This window comes from Deltaproteobacteria bacterium (assembly GCA_023382265.1).
In the GTDB taxonomy this organism is placed as follows: Bacteria; JAMCPX01; JAMCPX01; order JAMCPX01; family JAMCPX01; genus JAMCPX01.
Genome location: JAMCPX010000008.1, coordinates 121,182 through 145,121, shown reverse-complemented (window position 1 = coordinate 145,121; position 23,940 = coordinate 121,182). Strand labels below are relative to the sequence as shown.

The 23,940-nt window shown below is 41.4% G+C and carries 27 protein-coding genes; 5 read left to right on the top strand and 22 right to left on the bottom strand.

From position 1 onward, the window contains the following. Positions 1-43: 43 nt before the first annotated feature. From M1381_02020 to M1381_02000, 5 genes are all read left to right on the top strand, one after another. Positions 44-1,084 carry a deoxyguanosinetriphosphate triphosphohydrolase gene (locus tag M1381_02020; GenBank protein MCL4477865.1) on the top strand — a complete coding sequence of 347 codons (1,041 nt, stop codon included), beginning with the start codon at positions 44-46 and terminating at the stop codon, positions 1,082-1,084. 3 nt (positions 1,085-1,087) lie between these two features. Then, positions 1,088-1,912 (top strand): HAD-IIB family hydrolase, encoded by an 825-nt coding sequence (locus M1381_02015; GenBank protein MCL4477864.1) that lies wholly within the window; start codon positions 1,088-1,090, stop codon positions 1,910-1,912. Positions 1,913-2,022: 110 nt separating this feature from the next. Beyond that, positions 2,023-2,778 (top strand): hypothetical protein, encoded by a 756-nt coding sequence (locus M1381_02010; protein MCL4477863.1) that lies wholly within the window; start codon positions 2,023-2,025, stop codon positions 2,776-2,778. A 264-nt stretch (positions 2,779-3,042) separates the two neighbouring features. Then, on the top strand, positions 3,043-3,930 hold the full coding sequence (locus tag M1381_02005) for an MBL fold metallo-hydrolase (protein MCL4477862.1): 888 nt from the start codon (positions 3,043-3,045) through the stop codon (positions 3,928-3,930). Further along, complete coding sequence (locus M1381_02000; protein MCL4477861.1) at positions 3,923-4,330, top strand: ribonuclease HI family protein; 408 nt, start codon at positions 3,923-3,925, stop codon at positions 4,328-4,330. Before M1381_02005 ends, M1381_02000 begins: the two co-directional genes overlap by 8 nt. A gap of 28 nt (positions 4,331-4,358) precedes the next feature. Here M1381_02000 and nrdR read toward each other — a convergent pair whose 3' ends face one another. The 22 genes from nrdR to M1381_01890 form a co-directional block, all read right to left on the bottom strand. Beyond that, positions 4,359-4,841, bottom strand: coding sequence for a transcriptional regulator NrdR (gene nrdR / locus M1381_01995; protein ID MCL4477860.1), 483 nt, complete (start codon positions 4,839-4,841; stop codon positions 4,359-4,361). Positions 4,842-4,846: 5 nt separating this feature from the next. Next, the gene (locus tag M1381_01990) at positions 4,847-6,091 is read right to left on the bottom strand and encodes a serine hydroxymethyltransferase (protein MCL4477859.1); all 1,245 of its coding nucleotides are present in this window, start codon (positions 6,089-6,091) and stop codon (positions 4,847-4,849) included. Further along, the gene (rpiB, locus tag M1381_01985) at positions 6,078-6,548 is read right to left on the bottom strand and encodes a ribose 5-phosphate isomerase B (protein MCL4477858.1); all 471 of its coding nucleotides are present in this window, start codon (positions 6,546-6,548) and stop codon (positions 6,078-6,080) included. Before rpiB ends, M1381_01990 begins: the two co-directional genes overlap by 14 nt. Next, on the bottom strand, positions 6,545-7,789 hold the full coding sequence (gene fabF, locus M1381_01980) for a beta-ketoacyl-ACP synthase II (GenBank protein ID MCL4477857.1): 1,245 nt from the start codon (positions 7,787-7,789) through the stop codon (positions 6,545-6,547). Before fabF ends, rpiB begins: the two co-directional genes overlap by 4 nt. Further along, a complete protein-coding gene (gene acpP / locus M1381_01975) occupies positions 7,782-8,024 on the bottom strand; it encodes an acyl carrier protein (GenBank protein ID MCL4477856.1) in 243 nt (80 codons plus the stop codon). The genes fabF and acpP overlap by 8 nt, the downstream gene beginning before the upstream one ends. 23 nt (positions 8,025-8,047) lie before the next feature. Then, positions 8,048-8,824, bottom strand: a complete 777-nt coding sequence (gene fabG / locus M1381_01970; protein MCL4477855.1) for a 3-oxoacyl-[acyl-carrier-protein] reductase — start codon at positions 8,822-8,824, stop codon at positions 8,048-8,050. Continuing rightward, positions 8,796-9,734 carry an ACP S-malonyltransferase gene (gene fabD / locus M1381_01965; GenBank protein ID MCL4477854.1) on the bottom strand — a complete coding sequence of 313 codons (939 nt, stop codon included), beginning with the start codon at positions 9,732-9,734 and terminating at the stop codon, positions 8,796-8,798. Before fabD ends, fabG begins: the two co-directional genes overlap by 29 nt. Then, positions 9,731-10,732 (bottom strand): phosphate acyltransferase PlsX, encoded by a 1,002-nt coding sequence (gene plsX, locus M1381_01960; protein ID MCL4477853.1) that lies wholly within the window; start codon positions 10,730-10,732, stop codon positions 9,731-9,733. The genes fabD and plsX overlap by 4 nt, the downstream gene beginning before the upstream one ends. A 5-nt stretch (positions 10,733-10,737) precedes the next feature. Continuing rightward, on the bottom strand, positions 10,738-10,920 hold the full coding sequence (gene rpmF, locus M1381_01955) for a 50S ribosomal protein L32 (protein MCL4477852.1): 183 nt from the start codon (positions 10,918-10,920) through the stop codon (positions 10,738-10,740). After that, entirely contained in the window at positions 10,920-11,468 is a 549-nt protein-coding gene (locus M1381_01950) for a DUF177 domain-containing protein (GenBank protein MCL4477851.1), read from the bottom strand. Before M1381_01950 ends, rpmF begins: the two co-directional genes overlap by 1 nt. A gap of 296 nt (positions 11,469-11,764) precedes the next feature. Then, positions 11,765-11,989 (bottom strand): hypothetical protein, encoded by a 225-nt coding sequence (locus M1381_01945; protein ID MCL4477850.1) that lies wholly within the window; start codon positions 11,987-11,989, stop codon positions 11,765-11,767. A gap of 582 nt (positions 11,990-12,571) precedes the next feature. Further along, positions 12,572-13,345: an ABC transporter ATP-binding protein gene (locus M1381_01940; GenBank protein MCL4477849.1), complete on the bottom strand. Its 774-nt coding sequence runs from the start codon at positions 13,343-13,345 to the stop codon at positions 12,572-12,574. Beyond that, complete coding sequence (locus tag M1381_01935; GenBank protein MCL4477848.1) at positions 13,335-14,456, bottom strand: branched-chain amino acid ABC transporter permease; 1,122 nt, start codon at positions 14,454-14,456, stop codon at positions 13,335-13,337. Before M1381_01935 ends, M1381_01940 begins: the two co-directional genes overlap by 11 nt. After that, on the bottom strand, positions 14,453-15,343 hold the full coding sequence (locus M1381_01930) for a branched-chain amino acid ABC transporter permease (protein MCL4477847.1): 891 nt from the start codon (positions 15,341-15,343) through the stop codon (positions 14,453-14,455). The genes M1381_01935 and M1381_01930 overlap by 4 nt, the downstream gene beginning before the upstream one ends. Before the next feature lie 169 nt (positions 15,344-15,512). Beyond that, positions 15,513-16,406 (bottom strand): zinc dependent phospholipase C family protein, encoded by an 894-nt coding sequence (locus M1381_01925; protein MCL4477846.1) that lies wholly within the window; start codon positions 16,404-16,406, stop codon positions 15,513-15,515. Positions 16,407-16,428: 22 nt separating this feature from the next. Further along, positions 16,429-16,683, bottom strand: a complete 255-nt coding sequence (locus M1381_01920) for a zinc ribbon domain-containing protein (protein MCL4477845.1) — start codon at positions 16,681-16,683, stop codon at positions 16,429-16,431. Between the two features lie 15 nt (positions 16,684-16,698). Continuing rightward, positions 16,699-16,932, bottom strand: a complete 234-nt coding sequence (locus tag M1381_01915; protein MCL4477844.1) for a DUF167 domain-containing protein — start codon at positions 16,930-16,932, stop codon at positions 16,699-16,701. Beyond that, a complete protein-coding gene (locus M1381_01910) occupies positions 16,916-17,437 on the bottom strand; it encodes a DivIVA domain-containing protein (protein MCL4477843.1) in 522 nt (173 codons plus the stop codon). Before M1381_01910 ends, M1381_01915 begins: the two co-directional genes overlap by 17 nt. Before the next feature lie 338 nt (positions 17,438-17,775). Continuing rightward, a complete protein-coding gene (locus M1381_01905) occupies positions 17,776-18,672 on the bottom strand; it encodes a lysophospholipid acyltransferase family protein (GenBank protein ID MCL4477842.1) in 897 nt (298 codons plus the stop codon). After that, positions 18,669-21,779 (bottom strand): methyltransferase domain-containing protein, encoded by a 3,111-nt coding sequence (locus tag M1381_01900; GenBank protein MCL4477841.1) that lies wholly within the window; start codon positions 21,777-21,779, stop codon positions 18,669-18,671. Before M1381_01900 ends, M1381_01905 begins: the two co-directional genes overlap by 4 nt. Continuing rightward, on the bottom strand, positions 21,776-22,480 hold the full coding sequence (locus M1381_01895; protein ID MCL4477840.1) for a glycosyltransferase family 2 protein: 705 nt from the start codon (positions 22,478-22,480) through the stop codon (positions 21,776-21,778). The genes M1381_01900 and M1381_01895 overlap by 4 nt, the downstream gene beginning before the upstream one ends. A 99-nt stretch (positions 22,481-22,579) precedes the next feature. Then, the gene (locus M1381_01890) at positions 22,580-23,866 is read right to left on the bottom strand and encodes an MFS transporter (protein MCL4477839.1); all 1,287 of its coding nucleotides are present in this window, start codon (positions 23,864-23,866) and stop codon (positions 22,580-22,582) included. Positions 23,867-23,940: the final 74 nt, after the last annotated feature.

The window sequence follows — 23,940 nt, the reverse complement described above, 5'->3', positions numbered from 1 at the left end:
AATTGCCTCTACATTCATAATTAAACGATGGTACTATAAACACATGCTTATCAGAGAAATGTTAGAACAGCAGGAAAAACAAACTCTGCACCCAGTGGCCATGCTTAGTGTAAACTCAAAAGGCAGAGTCAGGAGGGAAAAGCCATGTGCCATAAGACCCATATTCCAGCATGACAGGGATCGCATTTTGCACAGCAAGTCGTTCAGAAGGCTTATGTATAAAACGCAGGTACTGCTCCTGCCAAAAGGGGATCACTACAGAACAAGGCTTACACATACACTTGAGGTTACCCAGATAGCAAGAACGATCTCCAGGTCATTAAGACTTAATGAGGAACTCACCGAAGCAATAGGGCTAGGCCACGATCTTGGACATACACCATTTGGTCATGCTGGCGAACTCGTTTTGAATAAGTTAAACCCTAAAGGGTTTAAACATTATATTCAAAGTCTCAGGGTGGTCGATGTCCTCGAAAGGAACGGTAAAGGTCTAAACCTATCGTTTGAAGTGAGGGATGGGATATCAAAACATTCAAAAGGCAAGGGACCGATTATGTCAAGCTCTTCTGACTGCACCGCGGTAACGCTTGAAGGCAGAATTGTAAGGCTTGCAGATATTATTGCCTATGTAAACCACGATATAGATGATGCGATAAGGGCGGGTGTTATAACAGAAAGCAATCTGCCTGGAAAAGCCGTTAAAATACTGGGTAACACATATTCAAAACGCATCGATTCAATGGTAAAAAGTGTGATTTCTGCAACATCGGCAATCGACTATGAAACGATCTCTATAGAGAATGATGTCATGGACTCACTTAATATGCTCCGGGACTTTTTATACGAACATGTGTACGAGAGTGATGTTGTGCATAAAGAGTTAGAGAAATGCGAGCACATACTGACACAATTATTTTATTATTATAAAGATAATCCGTCACTGTTTGAGAAAGAAGCGGGTTTTTATGTTATAAAGGATCCTCTTGAAAAACGGATCACCGATTTTATATCCGGTATGACAGACAGATATGCGCTTGCCAAGTATAATAGTATTTTTTTACCAAAACCATGGGATATAGTATAAACAATGCCTAAAAGATTTTTGATCGTTTTTACCGATCTTGACGGAACACTGCTTGACTATAATACTTACTCTCCAAAAGCCTCTGCAAACGGAATTGAACTTCTGAAAAAGTATGATATACCCCTCATCTTTTGTACGAGTAAATCCTACACAGAAGTTTTGTACTTCAGAAAACAAACGAATAACGTTGATCCGTTTATTGTCGAAAACGGGGGCGCAATTTATATACCGGTAGAACAATTTAAACAGTTTAAACCGCTCAAGCCCTACAAACAGTATAAGGAATTTGGCGGCTATGTAACCATAGAACTTGGAACCGATTATAAGAAGATCAGACAGGTTTTTGCAGAGATGAAAAAAGAATCCGGCGATAATATTGTGGGGTTTGGTGATATGTCTGTACGTGATGTTGCAAAGTACCTGAACCTTAGCGAGTATCTTGCAGGCATGGCTAAACAGAGGTTGTATGATGAACCGTTTCTTGTAAAAAAAAAGGATGTAATAGAAAGCATAACAAAAGTTGCATATGACAATGGCCTAAAGGTCTATGCTGGTACAAGGTTTTATCATCTTATGGGTAATACCGACAAGGGAGAAGGCGTAAGTAAACTGATTTCTATTTACAAAAACACACATAATAATCTAACAACCGTTGGTATAGGTGAAGGCAAAAACGATGAGCCTATGCTTGCTAATGTTATGATACCTTATGCAGTAAAAAAGCCCGATAATACATTTACCCATTTTAAGTTAGCAGTACAAAAGATTAACGCGATAGGTCCAGCCGGTTTTAGTATAGCCGTAAAAGATCTTTTAAACAAATCATAGTATATTAGAGATTGCGGGGTTTATAGATTGTTGTTATGTAACAATACGAATCCTTGATTAATCAAATGTATTGGGATATATAAAATCAATAATACATAAAAGGAGGAAATATGTTTAAATTAAAGATTTTAACAATTCTGACTGTGGCTCTAACATTCGCTTTATCGGTAAGCGCCTATGCACTCACACTCGAAGATGCAAATAAGGTATTCAATGATTATGACAAGGATATAACAAATATCCAGAAATCTATTGACATGTATAATCAGATCATAATGGAGAACGATGCACCTCAGATCCAGTACAAAGCCTACAACATGCTGTCGAAGGCTTATTTAACATTGGGGGATCAATCAAAGCTGACCCATACGAATACACTAAAGGACTATCAAGCCGGTGAGGCTGCTGCAAAGAAAGCAATAGCATTAAATCCAAAAGGCGCTCAGGGTTATTTCTGGTGTGCTGCAAATATCGGAAGAATAAGCCAGTATAAAGGTGTGATAAATTCATTATTCATGCTTCCGGATTTTAAGAAGTATCTTGGTAAGGCTTATGCACTTGATAAAAACAATTACAATGTACTTGAGGCTTACGGCGAGATGTACTACGAACTTCCGTGGATAGCAGGAGGCAGTGATTCAAAGGCACTTGATTACCTGAACAGATCCTTAAAGGTTGATCCAAACTTTACTCTCTCCATGGCCATAATGGGAAAGGTTTATATAAAAGATGATAAATATGATCAAGCCAGAGAGATCCTTAATAAGGTGTTAACTTTTACAACTCCCACATTCCGAGCGGATTGGGCTATGTTTGACAAACCGCTTGCACAGAAGTTATTGGATTCTATAAAGAATAAAAAATAGCTGTAACTTTTATTTGTTAACGTAAGACCGAAACCTACAAGTTTACTGCTTGCCTGTCATTCATGTGTAAATGAGAATCCAGAAAAGCAAGGCAAAAGAACTGGATTTCTACTTTCGCATGAATGACAGCTAACAAAGGTATCACGCTCTATTTACTCCTCGCAGCATGCTGCGAGGAAAATGGAAAATTGTACCTAAAACTTTTTACTACTTTTTTTGAGTTAACTCTTGACTATTTTTGCTATACTTTTTAAACATATCCTGATGAAACAATGTTTTCCTTTTAAACTAAACGACTGGGTTTATGCGTTAGGGGATAGCAGGTTTATTTCCTATCTTATAAAGGCAGATGATACCTATATCATTTTTGAAGCAGGTGTAACAGCTACATCAAAAAAAATCTTTGATCAGATTAATGCACTTAATATCAAAAAAGAAGACATAGGATATATCGTTATATCTCACGAGCATGCAGATCACACAACAGGTTTACCTCATTTGGCCAAGCATTTTAACAGGGCTTTTGTGCTTTCATCAACCAAAACAAAAGAACGGCTTTTGAAACAACAGGTAATACAAAATTTCATGATAGAGGACAGGCATTTTGTTGATGTGTACAGGGGGCTTGGAGAAACAACCTTTGATGTCTCCGATGAAGGATTTAAGGTAACGTCAGAGATCAATAATGGAGATACGATCATTAATAAAGATATAAAGGCAATTGCAACCCCCGGCCACACATCTGGCATTTTATCTTTATTCATAAAATCAGAAGGTACTATGCTCATATCTGATTCAGCGGGATTTTACTATTCGGATAACAGCAATATGCCTTTATTCTTTTTTGGCTTTAAGCAATACGTGCAATCATTAAAGCTTATAGAATCAATGCGGCCTGATATAATAGGACTCGGTCATACAACCTATTTTAAAGGTAACGAGGCATTAAATCGTATAAGAGAATCCATAGACACAGCCTATTCTATAAAAGAGAAAATACAGAAACAAATACACGATGGTAAGGATAAGGGTGCGATAAAGGCATGGCTTATGGAATTGAGTTACAAGAATGAGATGACAATGTATAAACAGGATGTTATTGAACTCTCGGTGGAGGCATTAATAAAACAGGTAATGCTGGATAATGGATAGCGGGATAGTAGTATATATCGATGGAGCATCAAGGGGCAATCCTGGAGACGCGGGATGTGGTGTTGTCGTCTATGGTGTAGAAAAGGAGCCAATGCGTTTCAGTAAATATCTGGGCCATGCAACAAACAATGTGGCTGAATATAATGCCCTTCTATTTGCACTTGAAAAGCTTATAGAATTACATATTAAAAAAGTAAAGATTCTGTCCGACTCCCAGCTGCTTGTCTCACAGGTAAACGGTGATTACGCTGTAAAGGATACAAACCTAAAAAAGTTATTCAGGGTATACCTGGGGCTTATGGTCAATTTTGATAGTATAACAGTAAAACATATACCAAGAGAATTGAATCGTGAGGCAGACAAACTCGCAAACTTTGCAATAGATACAAAAGCCGGATAGAATTGTTTTTTAACAAGAAAGGGGTATTTTACTTCTTGTTGGCAGGTTTCTTTAACTTTGTTTTCAACAGACTCTCCAATTCATCCATGAATTCACTTATGTCATTAAACTCCCTGTACACAGAAGCAAACCTAACATAAGCAACCTTATCAAGCTCTTTAAGCTCCATCATTATATCTTCACCTATACGGGTCGAGGCGAACTCTTTTTCAGGAGCGTCTTCATACTTTTTTACAATCCTTTCTACAATCTTATCAATGGTGTCCATGCTTATAGGTCTTTTCTCGCATGCCTTTATTATACCCTGCTTGATCTTTTGCCTGTCAAATACCTCTCTTCTATTGTCCTTTTTTATCACCATAAGAGACGCAGCAGTCTCCATTCTTTCATAAGTTGTAAACCGTGTATTACACTTCGGGCATTCTCTCCGTCTTCTAATAGAAGAGCCGTCTTTTGTCATGCGTGAATCTATAACAGCAGTATCAAGATAATCGCATTTCGGGCATTTCATAATTGTTAGACTAAATCTTCATATATCGGGAAATTACCGCACAATTTTACAACCCTTTGTTTTATCTCCTCAAGTCTTGTATTGTTATCTTTATTCTTTAAAGCCTCATCAATATACTCTGCGATTAATAATATTTCAGGCTCCTTCATACCCCTTGATGTTATTGCAGGCGTTCCGATTCTCAATCCGCTTGTTACTGCAGGCGGTTTTTCGTCATAAGGTACCGCATTCTTGTTTACCGTAATACCTGCTATCTCAAGCGTATGTTCAGCATCCTTGCCTGTTATGCCTCTTGATGTAAGATCAACAAGAAACAGATGTGTGTCGGTACCTCCCGATACAATATCATAGCCTCTTTTAAGTAGTTCTTCTGCAAACAGTTTTGCATTCTTAACAACCTGCTTCTGGTACTGTTTAAACCCTTCCGACATCGCTTCTTTGAATGATACTGCTTTTGCAGCAATGACATGCATAAGCGGGCCGCCCTGCATGCCGGGGAACACCTGAGATCTGATCTGTTTTTCGTGCTCCGATTTAGACATAACAACCCCTCCACGAGGGCCTCTCAGTGTCTTATGGGTAGTAGTTGTAACAAAATCAGACCATGGTACAGGACTCGGGTGTAGGCCCGTTGCAACAAGTCCTGCGATGTGTGCCATATCAACCATGAGATATGCATTGCAGAACTTGGCTATCTTTGAGAATCTTTCGAAATCTATTGTCCTTGGATATGCCGATGCACCGGCGATGAGCATCTTTGGCCTGTGCTCCATCGCAAGCTTTTCAAGTTCATCGTAATCGATTGTTCTCGTATCCTTTCTTACCCCATACGGTATAACCTTGTAAAACCTGCCCGAGAAGTTTACAGGACTACCATGAGTAAGATGTCCGCCGTGCGCCAGGTTCATACCCATAATGGTATCCCCGGGATTAAGAAAGGCAAAATACACAGACATGTTTGCCTGTGCACCTGAGTGGGGTTGAACATTAACATAGTCCGCCTTGAAAAGCTCTTTTGCCCTGTCTATTGCAAGCTGCTCTACTGTATCCATGTTTTCGCAGCCCCCATAGTATCTTTTCCCGGGATAGCCTTCTGCGTACTTGTTTGTCATAACGCTACCCATTGCCTCAAGCACTGCTCTGCTTACAATATTTTCAGAGGCGATAAGCTCAAGTGTATTTTGCTGTCTCTTTATTTCCTTTAAAATGGCGTTATACACATCTACGTCTGTATGTTTAAGGTGTTCCATAAGATCCATCTCCTTTCTTGTTTGTTTTACTATTGAGGATCTTGTTAATCCTGGTTTCGTGCCTGCCATGTTCAAATGGTGTATTAAGCCAGATATCTACGCATTTTAATGCATCCTTTTTATCCATTGTTCTTCCACCCAGCGTGATTACATTTGCATTGTTATGCCTTGCCGCCATTTCAGCAGTATAAGTACTGTAAACAAGCGCTGCAATAATATGGGGATACTTGTTTGCGGCAATGGACATGCCAATGCCTGTTCCACAAATGAGTATCCCTTTCTCCGCCTCGTTTGCAAAAATAGATTCTGCTACCTTTAATGCATAATCTGGATAATCAACGGATGATTCTGTGAATGTACCGAGATCCTTCACCTCTATATGTTTTTCTGTTAAAAACCTGAAAATCTCCTGTTTTAAAGAAAATCCCGCATGGTCTGATGCGATTGCAATCTTCAATCCTCTACCCTCTTAAATAATAATACACCATTTGTCCCGCCAAAACCAAAAGAGTTTGAAAGGGCAAATCTGATTTCCTTTTCTATTGCATTATTTGGGACATAGTTAAGGTCACATTCCGGATCTGGAGTTGAGTAGTTTATTGTAGGCGGGACAATCTTATGATAAATTGCAAGTACCGTAAATATGGCTTCAACACCGCCTGCTGCACCGAGCAAATGTCCGGTAGCACCTTTTGTAGAACTAACAGCTAATTTATATGCATGCTCACCGAATACGGTTTTAATTGCCTTTGTCTCATAAAGGTCATTGTATTTTGTAGAAGTGCCGTGAGCATTTATGTAATCAATCTCTTCCGGCTTTATACCGGCATTACTTATTGCAAGCTTCATGCAATCGGTTGCTCCTTTGCCTTCAGGAGAAGGCGCGGTAATATGGTACGCATCTCCATTTGCTCCATATCCAATTATCTCTGCGTAGATCCTTGCATTCCTCGACCTTGCATGCTCATATTCCTCCAGCACAAGTATTCCTGCGCCCTCTGCCAGAATAAATCCATCGCGTTCATTATCAAACGGCATTGAAGCCTTTTCGGGATTATCATTTTTTGTTGATAATGCCTTCATATTGGTAAACCCTGCGAACGCAAGAGGTGTTATCGTTGATTCCGCTCCACCCGCAAAGACCACATCCGCAAGCCCATTCTGTATATACCTGAACGCCTCTCCTACAGAGTGAGCACCGGATGTACATGCAGTTGTAATACATAAATTCGGGCCCCTTGCATCAAGTTTTATCGCAACGTAACCTGTTGCCATATTGCCGATCGTCATTGGTATAAAGAATGGAGAAACCTTTCTTGGGCCATCCGACAATAGAAGCCGGTGGTAGAACTCAATACTTTCAAGTCCACCCATACCGCTGCCAATAATTACCCCGAGCCTTTCAGGATCAATATGATCTTTCGTAAGACCGCTGTCTTCATAAGCCATTAAAGAAGAAGCTATTGCATACTGAATAAAAAGAGACATTTTTTTAATATCCCTTTTCTCAATAAAATTTTCAGGATTAAAATTTTTTACCTCGCCGGCAATTTTTGCTTCGCACTCTGCCGGATCAAACCTTGATACAATATTGATCCCCCCATTTCCCTGGATAAGTTCTGACCAGCTTTCTTTCGTACTATTACCAAGCGGATTAACAGTACCAATACCTGTAATAGCAACCCTTCTTTTAAGCATTCACTCCCTTTTCTTTTAGATAAGAAATAGCATCATTTACAGTTTTGATTTTCTCTGCATCCTCATCCGGGATCGTTACACCAAAAAGCTCTTCCATCTGCATGATCATCTCGACGATATCAAGAGAGTCTGCCCCGAGATCCTCTATAAATCTTGCATTCACCTGAACCTGTTCTAGATCGAGCTTCAGCCGATCAGCAATAAGTTCTCTTACCGCTTTTTCTAATGACATAATTGTTTCCTCCTTTATTAAACTTCTTAAAGTATACCACCGTTTATATCTACAACAGCACCATTTATATAACCGGCATCATCCGATAATAGAAAACATACTAAGCCGGCAACATCTTCAGGTGTCCCGTACCTGTGCAGAGGTATGTTCCCGAGTATCATGGTTTTAAACTCTTCAGGCATAACAGAAACCATATCTGTTTCAATATAACCAGGCGCAATAGCATTTACAAGTATATTTTTCCCGCCCATCTCTTTTGCTGCGGCCTTTGTAAAGCCTATTATCCCGGCTTTTGTTGCAGCATAATTTGACTGACCCGGATTACCGGATATGCCAACAATAGATGATATGTTTATTATTCTGCCGTATCTCTTTCTCAACATAAGCTTAACCGCTGATCTTGTGCAATAAAAAACGCCGTTCAGGTTTGTAGAAACGACATCAAGCCATTCTTCATCCTTCATTCTTATTAATAGATTATCTTTTGTGATACCGGCATTGTTTATAAGAAAATCGAGTTTTTTAAAGGTTTTTTCTATATATTCAAATGCGTTTTTGACCTCTGAAGGATTTGTAACATTACACCTGATTGCGTAAGCTTTTCTTCCGGCATTTTCTGCAGCTTTACAGACATTCTCGGCATCCTCTTGTGAATTATTATAAATAATTATTACAGTAGTATTGTACGACAATAATTTTTCTGTTATCGCTCTACCAATACCCTTTGCTCCTCCGGTAACAACCGCAATTTTATCTGAAAAATCCCATCCCATATTATTGTACGGCGGCGTATAATCGTTCAAGTGTCGTTTCGTCGTTTACATTAATAAACTTTACAGATTGGTTGATACGTTTTACAAGCATTGTGAGGACATTACCTGGTCCCATTTCAATAAAAGTGTCGACACCATGCTTTATTGCGTATAAAATTGTATCCGTCCATCTTACGGAACTCGCAATCTGCTTTAAAAGCAAAGGGTACATATCCTCGGCTAATGAATGGGGCTGCGCATCAACATTGAAGATGACCGGACATTTTGTATTTTTAAAGCTAATATCCTGTAATACTTTTTCCATAACAGGTACGGCAGGCGACATAAGGCTTGAATGAAACGGGGCGCTAACTTCAAGTTTTTTAACCAGTTTTGCACCCTTTGCATGTAATAGGCTCATAGCTTTTTCAACAGTGATAACATTACCCGCAATTACTATCTGTTCAGGGCTATTATAATTTGCTATCTCTGCAATCCCGCCTACAGATGCCTGGGCCTGGGTTAAAGACTGTTTTATCGCAAGTTCGTCAGCTCCTATAATAGCGGCCATTGTTCCTTCACCAGGTTTTACCGCCGCTTGCATAGCTTCACCTCTTTTTCTTACAGCGTAAACAGCCTCTTCAAAGCTTATGGCACCTGCTGCTACAAGGGCGCTGTACTCTCCAACACTGTGCCCCATACACACCAGTGGTTCTATAGCTATTTTGCTTTTTACAAGTTCAAGAACCGCTATACTCATCGTAAGTATTGCGGGTTGCGCATTGTACGTTAGTGTTAATTCTTCTTTAGGTCCTTCGAACATCAGATTTTTCAGGCTATATCCAAGTGTCTTATCTGCTTTATCATAGTAATCTTTTATAATATCAAAATGATCATAAAGTGATTTACCCATTCCCACATATTGAGAACCTTGCCCGGGAAAAATGAATGCAATCTTCATAGGTTCTCCTCATTTATATTGTTAAGTAATGCGGTGTTGCGATTGAGTTCTTCTATTATTGCATAATTGAGCCTTGTTTCATAAAATCTTTTTGATAATGCAAGTGAGCTGACAAGTGCTTTTACATTTGAACGGCCGTGGCTTATTATTGACAGCCCGTTTATGCCTATGAGAGGGGCTCCGCCGTACTCGGCATAATCAATGCGTTTTTTCAGTCTGTTAAATGCCCCTACGGACAGCAGATAGCCGAGTATGCTTATAGGAGATGCTTTATAGCTGTCCTTTATCATTTTTGTTATCATGTCAGCAACGCCTTCGCTCGCCTTTAAAACCGTATTCCCCACAAACCCATCTGCTACAATAACATCCACATCCCCAGTGTATATATCTTTACCTTCAACGTAACCTTTGTAGTTTAAAGATGTTTTCTTTAACAATTCATGCGTTTGATGGGTTAACTCATTCCCCTTGCTGTCTTCCTCTCCATTGCTAAGCAAACCAATGTTTGGATTAGTTATATTGAATAATTTTTCTGCATAAACACTGCCCATTACAGCAAATTGAACAAGGTGAACGGGTTTACAATCTACATTCGCACCCATGTCTATAAATACGGTGTGCCCTTTGTAACTCGGCATCACACCGGCTATTGCGGGTCTGTAAACGCCCGGTAATTTTTTTAAGATAAGCATGGATAATGCCATCATAGCCCCCGAATTCCCTGCGCTTACCACTGCATCAGCCCTTCCTTTTGCAACCAGCTCTATTGCTACACGCATTGAAGCATCCTTCTTGCCCCTTATGACCAGAGAGGGAGATTCACCCATAGTAATTATCTCTTTTGCATCAACGATCTCTATCCGTGAGTCCACGGATGCAAGTTTTTCTTTATCTCCTACGAGTATTACTTCGATACCCTGTTTTATTGCCTCATTAACCGCTTTTATCTCAGTATCTGGAGAGCCGTCGGTTCCAAAAGCATCAAACGCAACTTTCATAGTTATTAAATTTCTTTTACCTCTACTATTTCTTTTCCGTCATAATAACCACATGTGGGGCATACATGATGAGGTTTCATCAACTGACTGCACCTTGGACAGGCAACAAGAGCTGTTGCTTCCAATTTGTAATTTGCCCTTCTTTTGTCCCGTCTTGATTTTGAATGTCTTCTTTTTGGCTGTGCCATTATTTAGCTCCTTTTATTAATTTCAATCTTTGTAATTTTATCCGTAATGGATTATCCTCTTCTACAGCCTTTTTGCATACATGATCCTGGTGTTCATTTAAGTTTGTACCGCAGATGCTGCATAATCCCTTACAATCAGGTTTACATAAAGGATACATGGATAAGCTTATCATAACCTGTTCAAAAACGATATTCTCCGGTTCAAAGTCATGATTTGTGTAAAATTCCGTATCAAGCTCTTCCTTTTTCAATTCATGGTATGATTGAAAATTGTTACTGTAAGGCTCAAGCATTACGGTAAATTGCTTATCAATAATGTAATGAAATAAATTTAAACACCTTACGCACTTTATATTAATATCAACACGCACATTGCCGTGTATATCAATTACACCGCTATCTTCAAGGTGCATATCCAGATTCGATACGAGTTCCTTATTTATGCTGTCTATTTCAACAGCCCTTAATCCCAGCATGGCCATAAACCATGCGTTATCCTTTATAAGATTAAGCTTAAATCCATCCCTTGAAATGTCTTTTATGTTCATAATGATTTATTTTACAATGACACATTAATAATATTTGTACAAAGACTGTATTGTCAAGTCTTAAAATAATCCGTTGAGTCTGTAAGCCTGCTTAACGAAAACCTTGGGGCTACATTCTTGACAATTGTGCATGGTGGTACCACAGTCAATGAAATTGTTAATACAACTACAGGTCCACAGTACTTCCCGTGCTCGTACTTTACCGACAGCACATGCCCGCAGTTCCAGGGCGGCGGAAATTACTGAGAAACAAATTCTGAATTAAGACTATCGGGGCGGGCGCAAGCCCGCCTTTTTTATTCTTTCTCTATGGACAGGAGGGAGATAATAATAGAAGAGGGACAACTGTCCCTCTTTTTCTGCTGATAATACTGTATGGTCTCTTTGATCCCCTGCAGGTAAGACACGGGCTGAACCCCGAATGCGTTCTGGAATTTTGAAGAATCGAAAAGATAATCGAACTCGTTCTGATAGTGCATCTCATACAGCTCTGCCATGGTCGTTTGAAACAGCCCCGCCATCCTTACCATCCACCTTGAAAGGACCCGGTAACCCGGACTTGTCCCGAATTCTTTTGCCACCGTTTCTATAAACTCTTTTCCGGTAAAAGGAGGTAATGCCTAAGAAGGGTAACCACCCGTACAATACGTCGAAGGACATCCATGATAATCAGCATACATAGCACAACTTAAAAGATTAAAATTACAATCAAAAGAGCATCCCCCTTCAGTAAGAAGTGCTCTCCAATTGTTATTCGCGCATATAGAATCCCATGTACAATAAAGACAATTGCTGCAATACCCCTGCAAACCCGAAAGAGAATCGGGTGGAGGTGCCCACAAAGTTACTTTGTATGCTGCTGTTTTAACAACTGCTACAGCGTTGAAAAAACTTAAGAAGAATAAGTAAGATAGTTATAATACATTTAAAAACCCGCTTCATATTACACCACTTCTGATGAATAAAATGAGAAATGTAAGTGGATAAATCTGAAAGTCAAGTACAATTTCATGTATATGCAGATTGAATACAGGGTTGAGAAACAGGAACGGGTTTTAAACCGGCTTATGCTAACATTATACACACTGTTCAAACCATCTTCATTATGAACCTATGTACGCCTCTATAACTGCTCTATCCTTTTTTACATCTTCAGGTAAACCCTCTGCAATCTTTTTACCGTAGTCAAGAACAACAATCCAGTTTGCGATATCAGACACAAAACGCATATCGTGCTCTATAATAACTACATCTATCTTTTGCGCTACAACCTTTTTTATTGCATTTACCAGCTCAACCTTTTCGGTTGTATTCAGCCCTGCAGCAGGCTCATCCAGCAGAAGCAATTTCGGTTTTGTTATAAGCCCCTTTGCAAGTTCGAGCAGTTTCCTTTTTCCATAAGGCAGCTCACTTGTATAGGTATCCTTTTTATCTGCCAGACCCAGAAACTCTAAAATTTGTACGCTCTCTTTTTTTAATGAATATTCTCCGTTTTTAAACTTTGAGGTATAAAACAATGCGTCAATAATATTATAAGACACGTCCTTTCTCTTTAATCCCCCTATAAGGATATTCTCAAGTACCGTAAGGTGTGTGAACAGTGCAAGATTTTGAAAGCTCCTGTATAGGCCGTAAGAAGCTATTGTATGGGGTTTTTTACCTGTTAACTCTATACTGTTATCGTATATAATCCTGCCCGCCGAAGGCTTTAAGAAGCCTGTTATACAATTAAACAACGTTGTCTTCCCGGCTCCATTGGGTCCTATTATACACAGCACCTCTCCCTTCTCCATTTCTAAACTTATACGATCAAGAGCCTTTAAACCTCCAAACATCAGGCTTACATCATCAACTTTCAATACGGTTCTATCTCCCATAACCCTTTTTACCCAATAACCCCTCCGGCCTGAAAAGCATTATTGTTATAAGCAGCAGTGCGAAAATGAGCATTCTGTATACGACAAAGCTCCTCAATAATTCAGGGATAACAACAAGGGCAAAAGCCCCAACTATAACGCCAGGGATATTGCCCATGCCCCCCAGTATAACCATTGCAAGAACATAAATCGATTCTATAAATGTAAAGCTATCGGGAGATATAAATCTCAGCTTTGAAGCAAACAAAACTCCCGCAATCCCGCCAAAAAATGCACTAACCATAAAAAATATTAATTTAATACTGTAAGCATTTAATCCAATCATTTCTGATGCAGATTCATTCTCTCTAATAGCAACAGAATATCTGCCGAACCTTGATTTTTTTATTCTGTAAAGTAAATAAACCTGTAATAATAAGAAACAAAGAACCAGATAATAAAAGTTTAATCCTGAATCAAATGATAAATTAAACAAAAGAGGTCTTGGAATATTCATTATACCGTTTGGACCGTTCGTAAGACTATTCCAGTTGTTAAGAATTATCCTGATGATCTCTCCAAAACCGAGTGTGACAATTGCAAAATAATCACCCTTTAACCTGAGTGTAGGAATAGCTATGATCAAGCCTATTAGTGCAGACGCTATGCCGCCTACCCATATACTGATCCAGAAACCAACACCAAGCTTTGTTGCGAGAATCGCGTAAGTATAAGCACCTATACCATAGAATGCTATATATCCGAGATTTAATAAGCCCATATCCCCAACAAGCAAATTCAATCCAAGTGCAAGCATTGAGTATAATAATGCTGATGTAAGTATATCCATATCATAGCTATTTAAAAATAGCGGAATTATTATTACTGCTGCCAATATGCCGGGATATCCGTAAGTTATAATGCCTGAAAGTTTCTTTTTTATCTGCGAAAACGTTTCTGCATCCGTGTTGTTACGGCTTTTCTTTTTAAAGAAATTGTATATGAGCAAACCTATCATTATAAAGACTCCGGCAAAGATTGCCCTTTGTATACCCATTATTGGTATAGCAATAACAAAAGTCCACACAACAGGGATTACATAAGATTTTAGCAATTCTGTAAAAAATCTCATCTTGTCCTGCCGAACAGACCCGAAGGCTTTATAAGTAAAATAATGATCAACACGATAAATGCAAAGGCGTCTTTATAATTAGGTGAGACATAGGAAGCACCAAGACTCTCAAGCAAGCCGAGCAATATACCTCCAACCATCGCACCTCGGACATCACCTATTCCACCAAGCACGGCAGCAGTAAAAGCCTTCATACCCATAAGATAGCCTATATAAAAATTCACAATATCATAGTAAAAACCTATCAGTACACCACCCACCCCTGCAAGTCCTGAGCCTATAATAAACGTTAAGGAAATGATGTTATCGGTATTTATACCAACAAGCTGCGCGGTCGTTAGATCCTGTGAAGCTGCTTTCATTGCCCAACCTGTCATTGTCTTATTTATAAAGAGATCAAGACCAATCATAACAGTAATTGCTACAGCAAATATTATGATCTGCATTGTACTGATAGAAATGCCGTGTACCGAAAATACGGGATTAAGAATGTTAATTACCGGATACCTCTTATCCGAAGAACCCTGCCCTATCATAACAAAGTTCTGCAGAAATATGGAAGCACCAAGTGCGGTAATAAGTAATGAAAGCCTTGAGGCATCACGCAAAGGTTTGTAAGCAAATTTTTCTACAGTCAATCCGTATCCTATTGATAAGAGCATTCCGGAAGCAATAGAAACAACGATAATGCCTGCACCTGAAGAATGCGTAGCCCCGAGTATTGTTAAAGCTATCAGCCCGCCATAAGCGCCGATCATATATATTTCTCCATGGGCAAAATTTATGAGCTCTATGATCCCATAAACCATCGTATAACCAAGAGCTATCAGCGCGTAAACGCTCCCTGTTGTAATGCCGTTAACAATCTGCTGGATAAAGATTCTCATATACCGCGTATAACATATCTTGTGCTGTTCGGACAACATTGAAATACGCATCTGTCTAAGCAACATAAAAAAAGGGGGCATTTCATGCCGAATACCGAGAGCAGCAACAAATGTGCACGAAGCAGGATCGGCATTTTTTACATTACATCTCCGGTAAAGATAAGGGGCATTATTTTATATGTGCTTCATGGAGGGAATATATACCAGGCTGGAGGTGCGGAATGATCGTCTTTGTTAATTCCTGTTTTAGAGGATCTGTAAGCATACCTCTTTTATGCAAACGGTTTAATTGCTTGCGAATACCAATACTCGCATTTATTAACTCATTGCCTGTTGGATCAAATCTTGTGTAGATAGATTTATCTATGTTTATAAGTACATCAAAAACGGCATCCAAAGAATAAAGCTTATACTCCCGGAATTCCTCTTTTGTGAAGCCCCATTTTTTGTCTGATGTTAGACTATGGAATATCCCTCGTAAAAACTTTTTTCTTGTCATAAACATCAATCCATTGAACAGCCTTTTATTTGTAGAAAATGAGAATAGCGTTTTTTCAAGTGTTGCCTTTAGCAGGTCGTTATCATCTACATGCCTTTGCTTAAATGTTTTACCAATAATGTTTGCAGAGGATTCGTCTATCATTTTTTCAAACCTGATTTCCCAGTAGGGATGAGGTAAAAGCTTTTTCCTGTAGCTCGTAATGATCTTATTCGGGACAAAATAGTTATGCGCTATTACATCTGCTGCAAGGTGACTTATATATCCATAAGCAAATGCCTTTTGATGATTACTCCGGGCTGATTTCAGTACCTGAAAACCTATAAGCCAGTTATGACAGTGATACTCATACTCCGTAAAATTTTTACCTATAACAATGTCCGCCCCTATGTTGCCGTAAAGATAATCATAGGGAAATGTCATTATAAGTTCTGCAATTCTCGGCGCAACATATTGTGAAAGATTTAAAACCTCCACTGCAAAATCAATATGAGTAATGGGTCCCCAGCAGAAGGCATTTGAAGGAAATAAAAAAACAAACAATATGGTAAAGAGAATAACCACGAAATTTATATTTTTTTAGATGTCAGGCTGTATTCGCCTTTTTGGTCTCCGGCTTTGATTTAGTTTCAATTGGTTTCTTTGGCTCTTTATTATCTCTACGCGCGTAATCGGTTGCATACCATCCGCTACCTTTTAAGATAAAAGAGCTGGAGTTTGATATAAGCTTTTTCACATCTCCGCCACATTCCGGACATTTTGTAATTGGTTTTGCAGTGATCTTTTGCGTTATTTCAAATGTTTTACCACACCTTAAACATTTGTATTCATAAATAGGCATTTTTAAAAGCTCCTTTTATGTTAAAATGCGTATGAGTTTTTTCTTTGATGTCTTCCCACTTATAATTTTAACATCCGTTTTTTTTACATTAAATTGTTTACTTACCAGATAAATTAATTCTTCATTAGCCTTACCGTCAATAGGCGGTGATTTAAGATATGCTTTTAGCTCTCTATCCTTTTGAATGAGCTCACTTTTAGAAGATAATGGTTTGACAGTCACACACAATATTTTATGACTGCTTGCCATTTGATATCTTGGATTTGCCTGCTATTATTGAAATTTTTTCATCTATGACGTGCTCCTCTTTTATGACCTCGGTCTCAAGCATCTTTAAATGCGTTTCAAGTATCGCCCTCAGACTTGCTTCAAGTTGAATTTTTTGCCTTCGTAGCTCTTTTAATTCGTTTATGATCTCCATATATCTGTTCTGTGCATTATTGATTAGTTCTTCTGCCTTTATCTTTGCCTCTGCTATTATGATCTCGGCCTCTTTATGTGCGTTAGCACTTATATCATTTTTAAGCTGCTGGGCGGTAAGCATTGTTTCTTTTATTGTCTGCTCTCGCTCTTTGTACTCCTGCAGGCTGTCCGTTTTCTCTTTAAGCTTCTGTGTTAAGTCATTGTTTTCCGTAACGACTTCTTCCATCTCATTCTTTACAAGCTCCATGAAGGCATCAACCTCTCTAACATCATAGCCCCTAAACGTTTTCCTATACCTCTGCTGCTGTATATCAAGCGGCGTTAATTTCATACAAATACCTCCTTGAATTGTAATGATAGCACTATCATCTGCAAAAGTCCAGTAGGAACCGTTTAACGGAAGAGTGAAATCGAGTGGGACTGACGGATGAAGAATTGAGATTCCATAACCACAAAAGGCAATGCATTGATCAATACGATCATGGGCTTGTTTCTGCAGGACGAGAAGGTTATCTTGATGATCAAGATCATATTTCAAATCTTCCAAAAGAACATACGCTAAATGGTAAATGTAAAAATAGTCGTTTTAGATACATTCTTTATAGTCAGGGTAGACGGTTCCGGAATAATCGTTACAGACGAACTACTAAAGCCGGGAAGAACGGTTTTCTAACCTATGTTTTGACTATCCGTACCATCAATCCACATAGGTGTAAAGTGGTACCAATGATCAGGGTACTGCCGTACGGTCTGTTCCAGTAACGATACGTACTGTTGTGCCGCATTCTGTATTGCTGCTTCGCGATGCTCCCGAGATCCAGCTTTTACATAGATCGGCGGATGGGCAACGATCCTGTACTTCGCCCTCCCGGTCCGCATGACAAAAAACACGAAGATAGGTGCTTCAAGGACAAGGGCAAAGACATACGGTGCCTGCGGCAGGAAAACATCATGGCCGAGAAATTTAACCTTGATGGATTTTTCCTCATTATTCCATAAAAGGTCTCCGGCCATGGCAACAAACCCGTCGTTCCTCAGGAAACGCAGGCCTGCGAGTCCTTCAAATTGTGTACCGGCGTCTTTGGGTACAGCTATGATGGTGATCCCGTGGTCTGCGAGGTCTTTTTTGATCTGTGCCTCGATCTGTTCATATTGCCGCGACCCCATATACAAAAGGATCTTAAAGTCCAGTGTCTGGAGCCCGCGTGCCGCTGCCTCCCAATTTCCAAAATGCGACGTGAGCAGTATGCCGTATTCACCTCTTTTTGCTGCTGAGGAAAGATGGTCCAATCCCTCACCGACCCAGTTCAGCCCTTCCTCTTTCTCGAATATAAGCCTGTCTACAAAAACCGTTGAGAAATGGTGATACTGCCTCCATGCGCACCATACGTGGTAAAAGACATTTCTCCCGGGATATAATGCACGGTAGAATCTGACACTGTTGGCTGTCCTTCCTGGCATAAGAATAAAGTAGGCGGTAACAATTATCCATGCGGATGCTGAGACGATCCAGAGCCCGAAGATACGGGACAGGAAAGATATGCACCTGTAGAACAGACCTTTCATAGCGGCTCTTGGCTGTGCTCCACTGTCATGCAGACGAACCAGGTCTCCTCTCTTCCCTTCGCAGAATCGCCGGAATATGTCAGGGTGAAACCGGCCTTTGAGATAATCTGAACGATACTTTCGCTGGTCCTGAAATAATATTTTTGCCCCCTGAGTGTGAGCCTGCTCTGCTCCAGCCACCGTTCCCACGGCACATGTTTTGATGAAGGGACTGTCGCCCTGATCACCACGGATCCCCCGGGCTTAAGACAGGAAGACGAGGATGCAAGTGTTTGCGCAAATTCCTCATCGGAAAGATAATGGATTATGTCGAGCATGAGGACTGCATCGCATGCATGCGGAGGCTTCGGGAAATCAGGCGCCTCGCCATGGACAGCGGTCCCGCGATCACCCAATGCTCTCCGCGCGACCCGCACACGGTCTTGATTCGGATCCACACCGAACAAATACACGGAAGGGTAAAGATGCATCAGCCACGCAGAAGGAACGCCGTACCCGCATCCGAGATCCATAACCTTATCCTTGGGCCCGACAAAATCCGCGAGCTGTGAAAACATCGGGTCAAACTTGATCTTGAACCTGGCAAACATCCTGACGTATGTCTCCATGTATCTATACGAGGACAATACCCTTGCTCTATGTTCAGGAGAGCCCGCTGCAACCGCCGGCATAATTCCTTTTTTCCTTGGTGCGTAAAGAACCCTCAGTATCGGCGGCAGAAGTGTAACTGTTCCGATAAGGGCATAGCCAAGCCCGAGCACCATGCTCAGTCCAGCACTCTTCAGCATGGCCTGTCCTGCAAATGCCAGAACGCCGAGGCCGGTAATGGTGGAACCTGCATTGAGGAAGACCGCGGTACGTATGGGACTCATGGCAGGGTCGTGTTCATCAAAATAACGCTGATATGCCCCGATGAAATAGATGGAATAATCGCTTCCCATACCGAACACGACCACAACCAGCAACAGACTCGGAATGTCCAGGGGTCGATGCAGAAAATGGTATGTCGCGAAGGTACTCACCAGGGCAAATGCAACCGGGACCAATGCAAGTATTACCAGTATAAAATCCATAAAATAAAACACCAGAACCACGACAAGACCTACTCCGCACAGTATGCCCATTCTAACGAACATAGTGAAAAGCAGATTTGATAACCGTACGGTGAACCAATGGGCATCAAGCATTTTACCTATGCCTGCTCCGGAAAGATTCTTATAGAATATCTCCGGATTATAGTACGGTCCAGGCCGCACGGCACTTATCATCATCCATGTATTGTTGTCCCAGCCCCTTGATATGCCGAGCATCCCGTAAAGTTGCCGGGGAATAGCTGTATCATAAGCTCTGCGGACCATGAGTTTCTCAAAAAACGGCTCAAAGGCATTATGGGAAAAACCGACAAGCTTTGAAACATGTGCGATTTTACCGCGCAGGGATTGAACCCGCTGTGTTGTCCAGAAGGCTTTCCACGCGGCCTCGTTCTTCCGAGCCAGGGCCTCACCGGGAAAAATAGACAATGGCGAAAACCCGGAGCGGACAACACCGGATGCCATACGAGCCCTGATAAAGGTATCAAGCCTGTCTGCACGGTCCTGCAGCGATTTAACAGAACTTCCCTGGATAAGGATGTACGTGGTGTCCGATAGTATGTCTCCCCATGTTTTCTTTACATTACTTTCCGCAATATGCGTAGCCGCACTCTCCGTGTTCATGGCCTCCACATCGGCTTTTACCGCGGGCCTGGCAAAAAATGCCATAACCAGTCCGAAGATACCTGCCACAATAAACGCGGTCCATCCACTCGATAGTACCAGGCGGCTCGTGATCTTTTCCATGGGCATAATGCCGCGGTGCCTGGCAGGGGATACCCTGCGGAAAACCAGCGGGAATATCGTATGGACAAATGCAAAAGAAAAGAGTGTGCCCATGGCGGTAAACCAGCCTATCTCGGCAAGGATTGGAAACCCGCTGAAACTCAATGCAAGAAACGAGCCCACTGTGGTTAGAGACGCTCCAAGCCCAACCCAGAACGACTGCCTTGATGCGTAGGTTCCGGAGGTTGTTTGCGCCTGATCGAGAAACAGAAGATATGCAATACCGTAATCAACATTGATAGAGATAATGGCCCCGCCGAAGCCGATGGCAAGAATGGATAAATTATGCCTGAGGAGCGACATAACAAAGAGTGCCGCACTTGTCCCGGCCAGGGCCGGGACAAGTGCCATAAGTCCTATATACCATCTGGGGAAACTGATCAAAAGAAGCAGTGCGATCCCAATCGTAGAGAGGAGCAGTGCACGCATCGTATCCCTTCTGGCAATGGTTTCATTGTCGATAGCCGCACGGTATGAGCCGATCGGTGTGATTGAGATTTGTTGTTGTGCTCCTCCGGCTTTTTGATCTATTTCGGCGATCAGCTTGTTTATAAGTGCATTTATTTTCAATGCAAAGTTAGTATCTGTCGAGGATTGTTTTGGCTCTGCGATGATAAGGATGTGCCTTCTGTCCCTGCTCATAATAAAGTTATTGTTAATGGTGGCACCGTGAACAGGCAGGAGTGATGCCATACGTGCCAGTACAATGTTCCTGAGTCCCAGGGGATCTCGGGCGATCAAACCGGACTGGCCCATACCCTCAAGCCCCTGCAGGATATCCATGTTTCGATCCATGAGAGATCGGAGCGAAGCGCTGCCCAATAACGGGAGGACCGAGGTCTCCAGTTCCTTCAGGGAAAACATCGACGGGAGGTTGGAGACTATATGTGACAAGAGGAGCGGCATGGCATCGACCGATGTGCCTAATCCCACCTCTTTAAATAGTCCGCTTGCACGCAGCCCCTGCTGCATATATGTTGCAGCGGTCATAAGAAGCCCGTCATCCGTATGTTGCTTGGTCACACCAATGTCGATGAAAACACGGTCAAATACAGGATAATGGGTGATAACGTACCGGGCATCCGCAATGACCGGATCATTTTTGGGCAGGCTTGCTGTTATATCGGTTTCTATCGTGAGGCCGTGCACCCCGGCTATATATAAAACTGTAAACGCAAGTATGACCACGACAACGGCCTTCCATCTGATCAAGGATGATTGCCCGTTCATTTTTGTATCAGCCTCCGCCTCAACTTCAACGGCAAAAGGATCCTCATGGCAATCAGCATGGTAAACGTCCCTGCATTCCTCCAGAAATCAACGAAGGGACGGAAATGGGATATACGGTCTTGTTTTGATGGATACAGCACTTTGACCGGGACCTCAACGATCGGTATGCTCTTCCAATGCGCAAGCACAACTATTTCCACCTCAAATTGGAACCGTCTGGACACCGACTTAATGCCCAGTATTTCATGGATTGGATATATGCGGAACCCGCTCTGTGTGTCCGACAGCACGGGCCCTCCGGACATACGCACCCAGAAGTTCGAAAATTTTCTTCCAAAGCGGCTGGTCCATTTTATTCTCGTATCGTTCAGCATGTTTTCCCGCCTGCCGATAACAATCGCATGGATACCGGATTGCAAAGGGGCCATAAGATGAACGGCGTCTGCCGGGTCATGCTGGCCATCTGCGTCTATCGTGATAGCGAAATCCGCCGTCCTTGCAGCTTCCGTGAAACCGGTCATGAGGGCTGCGCCTTTCCCGAGATTTGTAGAATGACTGATGACCGTTATACCAGGGATGGATTTCAGGATGCCTGGAGTTGCGTCCGTTGAGCCGTCATCTATGACATAGACCGGCAGGCGGAGGCTCATGGCGCTTTCAACGACAGCCCTGAGCCTGGATTCATGATTATAGACCGGTATTACGACCGCGAACTTATGAATGGCCTGTGGAGGTATTGTGTGCTGTTCCGCAGACGACCCGTCATTGGGAGAGGCTTGTAGAAAGGTAAACATTGTGTCCTATTCCATTTTTTGGGTTAACGCTGTAAGTTTTTTACCTTTCGTCTCCGGGAATACCCATACCCATAATCCTACGAGTATGGCGAAAAGTGCAGCAATAGATATCCCGCCGCCAAGCCCATAATACCTTGACACAATAACAATTATAACTGGTGTGAAGAACTGGATTCCCCGCGCAAGATTAAATGCAGTTCCCATGGCTGTGTTCCGGATTTTTGTAGGGAATAATTCCGACATAAGCGGGCCATAGCCGCTAAAAAATCCAGTACCAAAACCTACCATAAACATGAATACAAGAATTATGTAAGGATAACTGGCAATAAAACTCCACATCAATGTTATCATAACAAGTCCTGCTGCCATCAAAAATGCGTATATTGTAAACGCGGGTCTTCTACCCAGCCTGTCGGCTACAAAGCCAAAAGTGCCATAACCTATAAAACCGCCTGTTTGTGTAATGATCATCCACAAACCCGATTTCGTAATTGAAAAATGTCTTTGTTCATAAAGGTAACCGGGTAACCATGAGTACGTAAACCAGTAAGCAGACATAAGGAATATGCCGAGCAGGAGCGCCTTTATAAACATGCCAACATATTTTTTGGAAAACAGCTCTAAAAAGTTATTGCCGGTCTCCTCTTTTATAACCTGCGATGATACTTGATTTAAACTTATCAAACGTTTGCGTTCTTCCCATAAGTCAGATTCGGGCAGCTTTCTTCTTATTATGATAACAAGCACGGCGGGGAGTACAGAAATCATAAATGAGGCACGCCAGCCTATCAATGGAGATAAGAACCCTCCAACAAGTGCTGCAAGAGCTACACCTACCGGTGCACCTGTCTGCATGAATGCCCCAAATCTGCCCCTTACATTAGGCGGGAACGTCTCCCCCACATAAGTTTGACCCGTTGCCCATTCTCCGCCAACACCGATACCGGTAATTATTCTAAATAATATCAAGAAATTAAAATCCGGTGCAAGACCGCTCAAGAATGTACCGATACTGTAAGTAATGATAGTCCATTGCAAAACGCTGCGCCTGCCGAAATAATCGGCAAGTACTCCAAATAGTATACCGCCGATGGCCGTAGCAGCTAATGAAATGCCGAGTATATAAGAAAGATGCATGTTGGTCAGGTGAAGTTCTTTACCTATTGGTATAAGGAGAAAAGTGTAGAGTGTAAGATCATAAAAGTCAAACACCCAGCCTGCCCAGCTCAAGAAAAGTATGTAATAATGCTCTTTCGCAGGCTTATCGTATTCATTTAAGAGCTTTCTATCCATCGGCGGCAGTATAAAATTTACTTGCAGCTTTTGCAATCAAATTTGTACGCATAAAACAGACATAGGATATTGGT